The sequence below is a fragment of the Streptococcus pseudopneumoniae genome (genome assembly GCF_001072925.1).
GTDB lineage: Bacteria > Bacillota > Bacilli > Lactobacillales > Streptococcaceae > Streptococcus > Streptococcus pseudopneumoniae_Q.
Genome location: NZ_JVHE01000046.1, coordinates 26348 through 38363, shown reverse-complemented (window position 1 = coordinate 38363; position 12016 = coordinate 26348). Strand labels below are relative to the sequence as shown.

The window sequence follows — 12016 nt, the reverse complement described above, 5'->3', positions numbered from 1 at the left end:
CTACTACTAGCTAGATAAAATCGCTTTTATCTCTGCTTGCAAGAATTTTATCAGCAAAAATCCCCTTGAACGTTACTGTTCAAGGGGATTTCTTTTTGTTCAATAGTCTATTTTTTACTTGGCCTCATACCAAGTTACGCCTTCATTTTCATCAGCAATGAGGGGCACACTGAGTTGAATAGCTTCTTCCATGGTTTGTTTAACGAGTTTTTTGATAGCAGCTAATTCTGACTTAGGAACTTCAAGAACGATTTCATCGTGTACTTGTAGAAGCATCTTAGTCTGATAACCACCTGCAACCAAGGCTTTATCCAGCTGAATCATAGCGATTTTGAGAATATCTGCAGCCGATCCTTGGATAGGTGAGTTGATGGCTGTACGTTCCGCAAAACCACGAATGTTGAAGTTACGCGAATTGATATCTGGCAACTCACGACGACGTTTGAAGAGAGTTTCTACATAGCCCTTATCACGCGCCTCACGCACCACTTCATCCATGTAGTTTTTAATACCTGGGAAGCGTTCAAAGTAGGTATCAATGTAAGCCTTAGCCTCTTTACGACTGATGCCCAGATTATTCGATAAACCAAAGTCTGAAATTCCGTAGACCACTCCAAAGTTGACAGCCTTGGCGTTGCGACGGTCGTTTGGAGTTACATCCTCAGGACGTTCAATTCCAAAGACACGCATGGCTGTAGAGGTATGGATATCTGCCCCTTCTTGGAAGGCCTTAATTAAGTGCTCATCCTTAGAGATATGCGCCAAAACGCGCAACTCAATCTGTGAGTAGTCCGAGCTGAGAAGGACACTGTCCTCCCACTCTGGCACGAAAGCCTTACGGATAAGGCGCCCTTGTTCCAAACGAACAGGGATATTTTGCAAGTTTGGATCCACACTAGACAGACGACCTGTCTGAGTCAAATCTTGCACATAGCGCGTATGAATCTTGCCATCCGCTAAAATCCAATCCTGTAGACCGATTACATAAGTCGATTGAATCTTAGCAATCTGACGGTAATCGAGAATTTTCTTAACGATTGGGGCAATAGGGGCTAGACGTTCCAATACATCCACGGCTGTCGAGTAACCTGTCTTGGTCTTCTTGGTATATTCGAGAGGGAGACCTAGTTTTTCAAAAAGAAGGACACCCAACTGTTTAGGTGAATTGATATTAAATTCCTCACCTGCTAGGTCATAAATCTCTTGCGTCAGCTTTTCAATGACAAGCTCATTTTCGGCCTGCATCTCGAGCAATGTTTCTTTTTTTACCTTGATCCCAGCAATTTCCATCTTAGCAAGGACAAAGGCTAGAGGTTGCTCCATATCATAAAGAAGGTCAAGTTGTCCGTTTTCGCTTAATTTTTCAAGTAAAATAGGCTCTGTCTCAACCAATACAGCAACCTTACGAGCCAAGTGTTCCAAGAGTTTCTCTCGCTCAGGGATAGATTTCTTGACACCCTTACCATAGAAGGATTCATCATCGACTAGGTAAGTTTGACCATAGAGACTAGCAATAGTTGAAATTTCATTATTCTCGACTGTTGAGAGAAGATACTTAGCCAAACGACTATCAAAAGCAGGAGCCTGCAAATTCAAGCCAAAGCGATTTAAGAGGACTTTAGCTTTCTTAAAGTCATATACTTTCAGAGGTGTTTTTTCTAGAAATTCCTTGAGAATTGGCTCCTGCAAGAGTTCCAACTTATCTGTAGCATAGAGCTTGTCTCCACAAGACCAAGCAAAACCAACCAAATCATCTGTATGATAGTTTTCTCCAAAGAGTTCAAAGTGGAAGATGGAGTCCGCACTTAGCATATCTTGACTGACTTTATCCACCATAGTGAAATTCAAAGTCTCAGCTTGGTTAGTCTGAGAAGCATTCAAGGCTTGCTTGAGCTGTTTAAAGCCCATCTCATCGTAGAATTTCCCGAGATTTTCCACATCTGGACCACTATAAACCAAATCATCTAGGCCGATTTCAATCGGTGCTTTCGTATCAATCGTCGCCAGTGTTTTAGACAGAAAGGCTTGCTCCTTATCATTGATGAGATTTTCCTTCATCTTCGATGCCTTCATCTCATCAATATTTTCATAAATACCTTCAAGCGAGCCATGTTCTAACAAGAGCTTGATACCAGTCTTTTCACCAATCTTAGTTACACCAGGGATATTATCCGACTTATCTCCCATGAGAGCCTTAAGATCGATGAACTGAGTTGGTGTGATGCCCATCTTTTCCATGAGATATTCTGGTGTAAATGCCTCAAACTCAGCTACACCTTTCTTAGAAATCTCAACCACTGTATGTTCATCTGTCAACTGGATCAAGTCCTTGTCTCCACTGACGATAGTTACATCAAATGAATCCTTTTCAGCCAAACGACCCAAGGTACCAATGATATCATCCGCCTCATACTGGGCTAACTCATAATGACGAATCCCAAGATGATCTAGCAACTCACGGATAAAAGGGAATTGCTCGCGAAACTCATCCGGAGTCTTAGCACGACCACCCTTATAATCAGCATACATCTCTGTACGGAAAGTCGTTTTACCCGCATCAAAAGCAACCAAGATATGACTCGGTTGGACTCGTTCCAATAGGTGATTTAGCATCAAATGAAAACCGTAGATTGCATTGGTATGTAGTCCATTGTCATTTTTAAAACGATCCAGTTGCTGGTAAAGTGCAAAAAATGCTCGGAAAGCAACTGAAGAGCCATCAATTAGTAATAATTTTTTCTTGTCCATACACCCATTATAAAGGAAAGCAGGGAAAAATACCATTAGGAAGAGCCCAAATGCTGAATAACACTTATGAGGCTGGTTTTTCTACTCGAACTCCATCAGCATCAACTTGAAATCCATCGATAGTCGTATTTACTGCCAATTCTCCAGATGCATTTACATAATAATGTTTTCCTGAAACCTGGAACCACTGACTGGTTTTCATAGCTCCAGAACTTTCCAGATAATACCAAACGCCCTTATCTTTCAGCCAACCTGTCTGCATTTCACCAGATGACTTCAGATAATACCAATTCGAACCTTCTTTTAACCAGCCTGTCGTCATTCTACCATCAGCTTGCAAATGATACCAGTTCCCATTAATCTTCTTCCAACCAACTGCTTTCTGACCATTTTCATAGTAGTACCAAGCTGTTCCCTCTTTTTCCCAACCATTTTTAGAACTACTTGTTTTAGTTAAGGGGATATAACGTCTGTTTCCACTTCGTGACATATAACTAATCCATCTATAGCCATCCTTTTCAAGAGTTTGATCATAATGAACACTCATTCCAGGTTCATAGTATTCAATAATAGTAGCTGTCAGTGTCGGCTGATCCATAATAGCTGCTTTTTCCGTAAAGTAATGTGTTCCACTAGAAGCTAGTAGAGACTGATGATGCCCTACACTAGCATTCCCAACATCTTTAAAGTGAATAAAACCAGTCATAGAACTCGCCTTTACAATTCTACGATGATACGTTTCTGTATAATCGTAATTGTACTCCTCAATTTCAATCATGTCTCCAATCACGTTAGATACCCAAGCTACGTGACCATATTGCCCTCTTGTACTCCAAGCAATCGCACCAATTGCTGGTTGCTGGTCCACACGATAGCCTTCTTTTTGGGCTCGATAACCCCATTGATTGGCATTCCCATAAGCAGCTGGTAGCTCAAAACCATTGACACTACTTAAACGAAAAGCAGCAAAAGAGGTACACTGTCCTGAGTACATGCGCCACTTATCAATTTTTTGACTTCCATTTTTATAATAATAGGGATAATCATCTCCACGTGCCTGTGATCCATTGTTTGTCTGGTTGGCATGAACAGTTCCTCCACCAAACAAAAAAGCTCCTGCTAGTAATAGTGAAGCTGATCCTACAGCTGTCTTTCTGAGAAAAGTTCCCTTTTTATGTCCTGCTTTAGTAAATGTCATTCATTCTCCTTCAAATAATTAGATTTTCGAGGTTGACCTCATCTATATCATTCGAAAGAAAATAAAAAAAGTGAGAAATCTTCTCACTTTCATGATTATCCTTAATCCAAATAATGAATCAGGTTCTTTTCTGTTAAAATATCTGAATAGGTGAAAGATTCAACATAGACATTAGCCTGTTTGTCTCCTTCAACATTTCCAAACTCAACGATGAAGAGCGATGGATAAACCTCAATTAGTTTTCCCAAACGATTCTTTTGGCGTTTACGACCATTTTCTAAGGTCATTTCCACCACTTGTCCCTCATGCGCCTTAATTTCTTCTTTGATTTTTTTCATTTTAGCCACATCTGTAAATGCGTCTGTCATCTTGGTTCCTCCATCTTCGAAATACTTGAAAATTTATTATATTCTTTTTGAAAAATCAATTCTACCGTTCCGCGAGCACCGCTACGGTTTTTCTCGATAATCACTTCTACTTTATTATTTGGAATGCCTTCCTCCTCTTCACCACCGCGCTCATAATAGTCATCACGATAGAGAAAGGCTACGATATCAGCATCCTGCTCAATAGATCCAGATTCACGAATATCAGACAAAACTGGTCTCTTATCTTGGCGTTGCTCTACACCACGAGAAAGCTGACTGAGAGCTATAACTGGAACTTTGAGTTCTTTTGCTAGGATTTTCAACTGACGGGAAATCTCAGATACTTCTTGTTGACGATTTTCTCGACCAGTCCCTGTGATCAGCTGAAGATAGTCAATCAAAATCAAGCCTAGATTACCTGTTTCTTGAGCCAGTTTACGAGAACGAGAGCGAATTTCTGTGATCCGAATCCCTGGTGTATCATCAATGTAGATACTTGCATTAGCCAGATTACCCTGAGCAATCGTATACTTACGCCATTCCTCCTCAGTCAATTGACCTGTACGGATAGAATGCGACTCTACCAACCCTTCCGCAGCCAGCATACGATCGACCAAACTTTCAGCACCCATTTCCAGAGAGAAAATAGCAACTGTCTTGTCTAGTTTGGTTCCGATATTTTGCGCAATATTCAAAGCAAAGGCTGTCTTACCAACCGCAGGACGAGCTGCCAAAATAATCAATTCTTCCTCATGCAGACCTGTCGTCATGTGATCTAAATCTCGATAACCTGTCGCAATACCCGTGATATCTGAAGTCTGTTGCGAACGAGCTTCTAAATTCCCAAAGTTGATATTCAATACATCGCGAATATTTTTAAAGCCATTTCGATTGGCATTCTCACTAACGTCAATCAAGCCTTTTTCTGCACGAGCAATAATTTCGTCAGCAGGTTGAGAAGCTTCATAGGCTAGGTTTACAGACTCTGTCAACTTAGCAATTAGACGTCTAAGCATAGCCTTTTCTGCTACAATTTTAGCATAGTATTCCGCATTGGCAGAGGTTGGCACCGAATTGACAATCTCAACCAGATAAGACAAGCCTCCAATAGTTTGTAAATCACCCTGGCTATCTAGTATCGTCCGAACTGTGGTTGCATCAATAGCATCTCCACGATCAGATAAATCAACCATAGCCTGAAAAATCAAACGGTGAGCATACTTAAAGAAGTCCTGTGAATCGATATATTCTCGGACAAAAACGAGTTTAGTCTCATCAATAAAAATGGCTCCTAAAACAGATTGTTCTGCCAGGATATCTTGAGGCTGAACACGCAGTTCTTCAACTTCTGCCATCAGACTTTCCTTCCTTTTACAATATTGTCAACCAATCGTAAATTAAGCTTCCTTGACACGAAGATTGATTACACTTGTTACATCTTGATAAATCTTAACCGGAACATCAATCAAACCAACTGCTCGAATTGGTGATTGAACTTGAATGTGGCGTTTATCAATTTTAATACCAAATTGTTTTTGCAATTCTTCTGCAATCTTCTTGTTAGTAATTGACCCAAAAGTTCGTCCGTCTGGACCAACTTTTTCGACAAACTCAACGATTGTTTCTTCTGCTTCCAGTTTTGCTTTAATTTCCTTCGCTTCTGCAAGCATCTCTGCATGTGCTTTTTCTTCTGATTTTTGCTTACCACGCAACTCACCAATGGCTTGAGCTGTAGCTTCCTTAGCAAGGTTTTTCTTAATTAAAAAGTTTTGTGCATATCCAGTTGGTACTTCTTTAATTTCACCTTTTTTCCCTTTACCTTTAACATCTGTTAAAAAGATTACTTTCATTCTTCTGACTCCTTTTCTTTTGTTTCATTAAAAATAACTATTTTCAGTTTATCTCCTGCTTCTTGCAGGCTCATATCTGTCAAACGTGCCGCAGCTAAGTTAAAGTGACCACCGCCACCTAACTCTTCCATAATTCGTTGGACATTGATCTTACTTCTGCTACGCGCAGAAATGGAGATTGCTCCTTGACTATTTTTAGCAAGTACAAAGCTGGCCTCTATACCAGACATGGCAAGCATAGCATCAGCAGCCTTACTAATAACAACCGTATCGTACTCTTTATCCTCCAAAGCTTGAGCAACCAGGATTGATGGCTGTACCATTTGCCCCTGCAAAATGAGTTCATTTACCAATCGATATTCTTCAAAATCAGTGGCCGAAATTTCCTGAATGACAATGCTATCACTCCCTCTCGTTCTTAGATAACTTGCAACATCAAAAGTTCGACTAGTTACCCGAGAGGTGAAATTTTTAGTATCCAACATCATTCCCCCCATAAGAACACTAGCCTGAATACGACTCAAACGTTTCTTCTTAGAGTTTTGAAATTGAATCAATTCTGTTACTAGTTCACTAGCACTACTAGCTCCACTCTCGATATAGGTAATGACCGAATTATCTGGAAAATCTTGGTCACGACGATGATGGTCAATGACAATCGTCTGGGTAAACAAGTCATAAAACTCTTTGGATAAGGTTAAAGCTGTCTTAGAATGGTCAACCATCACCAGTAAGGAGCGTTTGGTAACCATTGTCATCGCTTGATTTAAAGGAAGAAGTTTTGAAACACCCTCATCTTCCAAATAATTGACAGCTCGAGCGATATCTGGAGACAGCTGTGTAGGATCATAAACCACATAACTATCTTCTAGTACATTACTCGAAAACAACTGCATTCCAACTGCTGAACCAAGAGCATCCATGTCAAGATTCTTGTGACCAACAACAAAAACTCGATCGACACTTTTAAGTTTATCTGAGATAGCTGTCATCATAGCACGAGTTCGTGTCCGAGTTCGTTTAACAGATGCTGCTGAACCGCCTCCAAAGTAGATTGGATTTTTGGTTTCATCATTCTCTTTTACAACTACTTGGTCACCACCACGAACTTCGGCTAAGTTGAGATTGAGGAGAGCAACCTTCCCAATCTGGTCATGATTACCATCACCATAGGAAACTCCTATACTCATCGTTAGTGGTAAATTCCGTTGCTTAGCTTCCTCACGAAAGGTATCAATTACAGAAAACTTATCCTGCATCAAGTGATCAAGTACAGTGTAGTCAGTAAATAGATAAAACCGATCCATACTCACTCTACGAGAAAACATGGCATGTTTCCCAGCAAATTCTGAAACAAAATTTGCAATAAAGCTATTAATATGACTAATGTCTGATTCAGACGTTTCATTTTCCAAGTCATCATAGTTATCAACTGAGATAATTCCGATTACCGGTCTACTTGTCACAAGCTCAGCAGTAGCTTCATACTCACCAGAAACATCAAAAAAGTATAAGACACCTGAATTTCTATCTAAATGCACTGCATAACGTTTCTCCCCAACAATGGCATAAGCCCCTGGAGTAGAAATCGAACTCTTCAAAATCTTTTGAAATTGAGGAAAATCAATTTCTCCATCCTCGGTTGTCAAAATTAACTCAGCATAGGGATTGAACCATTCAATCTCACTGCTGTCCATATTTAATTTAACAACCCCGACAGGCATTTGCTCTAGGAGGGCACTCAAACTATCCGTAGCCTGATGATTGACATACTGGATTTGCTCGATATCTGTTTTTTTGTAATATTTTTTCTGGAAATTAAATAGCAGAACATAGAATACGATAAATAAAAATAGACTTGCTATAGTGATAAGATTATCCTTTACTAACACAATCAAAATGGTCATAATCGTAAAGGTTACCATAGCAATCAGATACATAAAAAAGGGATTTATTTCATTTTTTTTCATTACAAACCTCTTGCGCATTATTATACCATAAATATGGCCAAAATGCGACTTTTAAAGAGGTATCCCTAGAGTCAATCAAGAGTAAAATGTCCAAACTAAAAAGTGGTTTACACTAGTGTAAACCACTTTTACAAACTAATTTTTTTGATTATTTAACTTCTAGAAGACCAATGTCTCCATCTTCACGACGATAAATAACATTTGTTGTTTCATCTTCAACATCTACATAGATAAAGAAGTCATGCCCCAATAAATCCATCTGTAAGAGAGCTTCTTCCAAATCCATTGGTTTCAAATCAATTTGTTTTGAACGAACAACTTTTGGTTGTGCTACATCTAAGTCCTCAACTAAAGCATCTGTAAAGAGTTGACTTGTTGATACTTTATTTCTGTTCTTACGTTCAATTTTAGTTTTGTTTTTACGAATCTGACGCTCAATCTTATCTGTCACCAAATCAATAGAACCGTACATATCTTGAGAAATATCTTCTGCACGAAGAGTAATAGATCCAAGCGGAATGGTTACTTCTACTTTAGCAGTCTTTTCGCGGTAAACTTTCAAGTTAACACGCGCATCCAATTCTTGGTCTGCTTGGAAGTATTTTTCGATCTTTTCGAGTTTAGAAACTACATAATCACGAATTGCTTCTGTTACTTCTAGGTTTTCACCACGGATACTATATTTTATCATATAAGTACCTTCTTTCTAAACATATTTGTTTTTCTAATTATATTATAACGCTTTCATAAAATTTTTGCAAACTTTTTCCTCATCTTGCGAGGGAAAAAGTTTTAATATTCTGACAACCAGCCTCTAATAGCATACTTTTAAGACGATTCAAGGTAGTTCCAGTTGTATAAATATCATCAAAGAGTAAGATATTTTCTGGAAGCTTCACTCCATCTTTCAACAAAAAGGGAAATTCTGCAAGTAAGCGATCAGCTCGATTTTTTGAAGAACTAGCCTCCACTTCTTTTTTAACCAAAATATCCAGATATGCTAATCCAGTATCCTTTATCAAACCTTCAACTTGATTAAAGCCTCTGCTTTTTAAACGATGGTCACTCAGAGGAACAATCACAATATGATAGTCCTTATACTTCTTTAACACTTTTTGCAATATCTCAGAAAATACCTTTCTAAGAAGATAATCACCATCAAATTTATAGTGACTAAAATATTCTTTCATGGCCTGATTATAGGAATAAAGAGCCACATGATCAACCTTTACACCTTTTTTACACCAAAATTGACAATCTTGACAGATGATTGACATTCCTTTTTTAAAACAAGTAGGACAATGATTACCACCAATGCTCTCGAAAGACGAAATACAGGATTCACAAACTAGTTCCTCCTCCTTTTTAAAACAGAGCAGGTTAGTAAAAGTTATCTCTGTTTGCAAGCTTTTACCACACAATAAACACTTCATACTCCTGCCTCCTGATTCATTTGCTTAATCTCCTTTATGGCTTTCTTAATGGACAGATTGAGTCCGTCATGGAAAAATATCAGTTCTCCGGTAGGACGATCCATGCTTCTTCCAACTCGCCCACCAATTTGTACTAAACTTGACTTGGTAAAGAGTTGATGATTGGCTTCCACCACAAAAACATCTACACGAGGGAAGGTAACTCCACGCTCTAATATAGTTGTGCTTATTAATATCGTCAACTCTCCATCTCGAAAGGCCTGTACCTGCTCTAATCGGTCTTCCGTAATTGAGGATACAAAGCCTATTTTCTCATTCGGAAACTTCTCCTGCAAAATTTCTTTTAGCTTTTCTCCCTTTTTAATCTCAGAGGCAAAGATTAGTAAGGGATAGGCCGTCTTTCTCTGTTTCTCAATGTAAAGTTTTAATTTTGGAGGTAAGCCATTTTTTTCTAAATATCTATTAAAATGCGATAACCAGATTGGCTTGGGAACAATGAGAGGATTTCCATGAAAACGACGAGGTAAACTGAGACGCTTTAACTCCCCTTGTTTAACTTTTCTATCTAACTCATCAGTTGACGTTGCTGTTAAAAATATTCTCAATCCGGTCTCCTTTACACAATTATTGACAGCATGGTAAAGTACTGGGTTATCAACATAAGGAAAGGCGTCCACTTCATCCACAATCAATAAATCAAAAGCTTGATAAAATTTTAATAGTTGGTGAGTGGTTGCTACAACTAAAGGTGTACGAAAATAGGGATCCGACTCCCCATGTAGTAGCGCAATTTCACATGCAAAATCATTTTGTAATCGTTTATGGAGCTCTAGGCAAACATCAATTCGTGGACTGGCCAAACAAACAGCTCCACCTTGATCAATCACCTTAGCAACAACTTGGTAGATCATCTCAGTCTTACCAGCTCCTGTCACTGCATGTACCAAGGTAGCCTCCCTCTTATCTACCGCCTGAAGGAGTCCTTGTGATACCCGCTCTTGAAATGGAGTCAGTTGACCTGACCATTTTAGTACATCTTGCTGTGGAAACCATTCTTGCGGAAAATAATAGAGATTTTGATCACTTCTTATTCGCTTCATAATCAAGCATTCTCGGCAATAAAAAGCACCAATAGGCAAATGCCATTCTTCTTCTATCTGACTACCACAACGCTGACAATATTGTTGACCCTTTTCTTTTTTCATGGATGGAATTTGTTTTGCTTGTTGTCTCTCCTCATGACTTAATTCTTGCTCAGTAAAAAGGCGACCGAGATAATTTGGATTTACTTTCATATTTCTTTATTCGTAAAATGTAGAACTTTACGCTATTTTTTAGTACAATAAAAATATGGAATACAGAACTATAAAAGAGGACGGACAAGTCCAAGAAGAAATCAAAAAATCACGCTTTATCTGTCATGCCAAACGTGTCTATAGTGAGGAAGAGGCTCGTGATTTTATCACAACTATTAAAAAAGAACACTATAAAGCTACCCACAACTGCTCTGCTTTTATTGTCGGTGAGCGTAGTGAAATCAAGCGAACTAGTGATGATGGAGAACCTAGTGGAACTGCTGGCGTTCCTATGCTAGGAGTTCTGGAGAATCACAACCTTACTAATGTCTGTGTGGTAGTTACTCGTTATTTTGGTGGTATCAAACTAGGAGCTGGTGGTTTGATTCGCGCTTATGCTGGTAGTGTTGCCCTAGCAGTTAAGGAAATTGGCATTATTGAAATCAAAGAGCAAGCAGGGATACAGATTCATATGACCTATGCCCAGTATCAAGAATATGGGAATTTTCTTAAAGAGCATAATCTCATAGAATTAGAGACAAACTTTACAGATCAAGTTGACACTATGATTTTCATTGATAAAGAAAAGAAAGACGGTATCAAGGCTGATCTCATTGAATTTTTCAATGGAAAAGTTACTCTAACTGACAAAGGTTTACGTGAAGTTGAAGTACCTGTAAACCTATCGTAAAGAAAGGAAATATCATATGGCTTTTGGAAGATTAATTCAGGGACTCGCTGGAAACTTCAGTGAGCAAAGTAAAGAAGCTCTTACCAAGGAGTTTGAACAATATTTATTAGAAAATGAAGAAATTCAAAGCGGATATAAACTCATTCGTGACTCAATTATCTTTACAAATATCCGAATCATCTTTACAGATAAACAAGGGGCAACCGGACGGAAGATGTCTATCAAATCAATTTTCCTCATGAACATTGTCAATGTTGAAATGGAAACTGCTGGACTTGGGATTGATGATAGTGAGATTACGATTACTTATTTAGAAAATGCCTTTTTAAAATCTCACAATGAGCATTTTAATTCTCACAAATTTGAATTTCCAAAGAAAACTGATATTGTACCTCTTTACACCTATCTATTTGACTTAGCTTATCATAATCGTTTGAATATTAATGGTTTGAATCACTGATAT

11 protein-coding genes are annotated in these 12016 nt (G+C 38.6%); 2 read left to right on the top strand and 9 right to left on the bottom strand.

Annotated elements, in window-relative coordinates; genetic code table 11:
• Positions 1-114: 114 nt before the first annotated feature.
• The 9 genes from polA to ADH81_RS02120 all read right to left on the bottom strand — a co-directional run bounded on the left by polA (position 115) and on the right by ADH81_RS02120 (position 10862).
• Positions 115-2748, bottom strand: a complete 2634-nt coding sequence (polA, locus tag ADH81_RS02160) for a DNA polymerase I (protein WP_049526174.1) — start codon at positions 2746-2748, stop codon at positions 115-117.
• A 64-nt stretch (positions 2749-2812) separates the two neighbouring features.
• Positions 2813-3946, bottom strand: a complete 1134-nt coding sequence (locus ADH81_RS02155) for an N-acetylmuramoyl-L-alanine amidase family protein (protein WP_049526172.1) — start codon at positions 3944-3946, stop codon at positions 2813-2815.
• Positions 3947-4047: 101 nt separating this feature from the next.
• The gene (locus tag ADH81_RS02150) at positions 4048-4314 is read right to left on the bottom strand and encodes a Veg family protein (RefSeq protein ID WP_000128621.1); all 267 of its coding nucleotides are present in this window, start codon (positions 4312-4314) and stop codon (positions 4048-4050) included.
• Positions 4311-5669 (bottom strand): replicative DNA helicase, encoded by a 1359-nt coding sequence (gene dnaB, locus ADH81_RS02145; RefSeq protein ID WP_000852500.1) that lies wholly within the window; start codon positions 5667-5669, stop codon positions 4311-4313. The genes ADH81_RS02150 and dnaB overlap by 4 nt, the downstream gene beginning before the upstream one ends.
• A 42-nt stretch (positions 5670-5711) precedes the next feature.
• A complete protein-coding gene (gene rplI, locus ADH81_RS02140; protein ID WP_049526170.1) occupies positions 5712-6164 on the bottom strand; it encodes a 50S ribosomal protein L9 in 453 nt (150 codons plus the stop codon).
• Positions 6161-8134 (bottom strand): DHH family phosphoesterase, encoded by a 1974-nt coding sequence (locus ADH81_RS02135; protein ID WP_049526167.1) that lies wholly within the window; start codon positions 8132-8134, stop codon positions 6161-6163. The genes rplI and ADH81_RS02135 overlap by 4 nt, the downstream gene beginning before the upstream one ends.
• A gap of 148 nt (positions 8135-8282) precedes the next feature.
• Positions 8283-8825, bottom strand: coding sequence for a ribosome hibernation-promoting factor, HPF/YfiA family (gene hpf, locus ADH81_RS02130; RefSeq protein WP_049526166.1), 543 nt, complete (start codon positions 8823-8825; stop codon positions 8283-8285).
• A gap of 79 nt (positions 8826-8904) precedes the next feature.
• The gene (locus ADH81_RS02125) at positions 8905-9567 is read right to left on the bottom strand and encodes a ComF family protein (protein WP_049526165.1); all 663 of its coding nucleotides are present in this window, start codon (positions 9565-9567) and stop codon (positions 8905-8907) included.
• On the bottom strand, positions 9564-10862 hold the full coding sequence (locus tag ADH81_RS02120; RefSeq protein WP_049526163.1) for a DEAD/DEAH box helicase: 1299 nt from the start codon (positions 10860-10862) through the stop codon (positions 9564-9566). Before ADH81_RS02120 ends, ADH81_RS02125 begins: the two co-directional genes overlap by 4 nt.
• 55 nt (positions 10863-10917) lie before the next feature.
• On the opposite strand from ADH81_RS02120, the gene ADH81_RS02115 reads away from it, so the two are divergent.
• Positions 10918-11553, top strand: coding sequence for a YigZ family protein (locus ADH81_RS02115; RefSeq protein ID WP_049526161.1), 636 nt, complete (start codon positions 10918-10920; stop codon positions 11551-11553).
• A 16-nt stretch (positions 11554-11569) separates the two neighbouring features.
• A complete protein-coding gene (locus ADH81_RS02110; protein ID WP_049526159.1) occupies positions 11570-12013 on the top strand; it encodes a PH domain-containing protein in 444 nt (147 codons plus the stop codon).
• Positions 12014-12016 lie beyond the last annotated feature (3 nt).

What these genes read in the sequence shown, in the direction of transcription:
- rplI (WP_049526170.1), bottom strand. Translation starts at nt 6,164, where the DNA reads ATGAAAGTAATCTTTTTAACAGATGTTAAAGGTAAAGGGAAAAAAGGT.
- hpf (WP_049526166.1), bottom strand. Translation starts at nt 8,825, where the DNA reads ATGATAAAATATAGTATCCGTGGTGAAAACCTAGAAGTAACAGAAGCA.
- ADH81_RS02150 (WP_000128621.1), bottom strand. Translation starts at nt 4,314, where the DNA reads ATGACAGACGCATTTACAGATGTGGCTAAAATGAAAAAAATCAAAGAA.
- ADH81_RS02115 (WP_049526161.1), top strand. Translation starts at nt 10,918, where the DNA reads ATGGAATACAGAACTATAAAAGAGGACGGACAAGTCCAAGAAGAAATC.
- ADH81_RS02120 (WP_049526163.1), bottom strand. Translation starts at nt 10,862, where the DNA reads ATGAAAGTAAATCCAAATTATCTCGGTCGCCTTTTTACTGAGCAAGAA.
- ADH81_RS02125 (WP_049526165.1), bottom strand. Translation starts at nt 9,567, where the DNA reads ATGAAGTGTTTATTGTGTGGTAAAAGCTTGCAAACAGAGATAACTTTT.
- ADH81_RS02155 (WP_049526172.1), bottom strand. Translation starts at nt 3,946, where the DNA reads ATGACATTTACTAAAGCAGGACATAAAAAGGGAACTTTTCTCAGAAAG.
- ADH81_RS02135 (WP_049526167.1), bottom strand. Translation starts at nt 8,134, where the DNA reads ATGAAAAAAAATGAAATAAATCCCTTTTTTATGTATCTGATTGCTATG.
- dnaB (WP_000852500.1), bottom strand. Translation starts at nt 5,669, where the DNA reads ATGGCAGAAGTTGAAGAACTGCGTGTTCAGCCTCAAGATATCCTGGCA.
- polA (WP_049526174.1), bottom strand. Translation starts at nt 2,748, where the DNA reads ATGGACAAGAAAAAATTATTACTAATTGATGGCTCTTCAGTTGCTTTC.
- ADH81_RS02110 (WP_049526159.1), top strand. Translation starts at nt 11,570, where the DNA reads ATGGCTTTTGGAAGATTAATTCAGGGACTCGCTGGAAACTTCAGTGAG.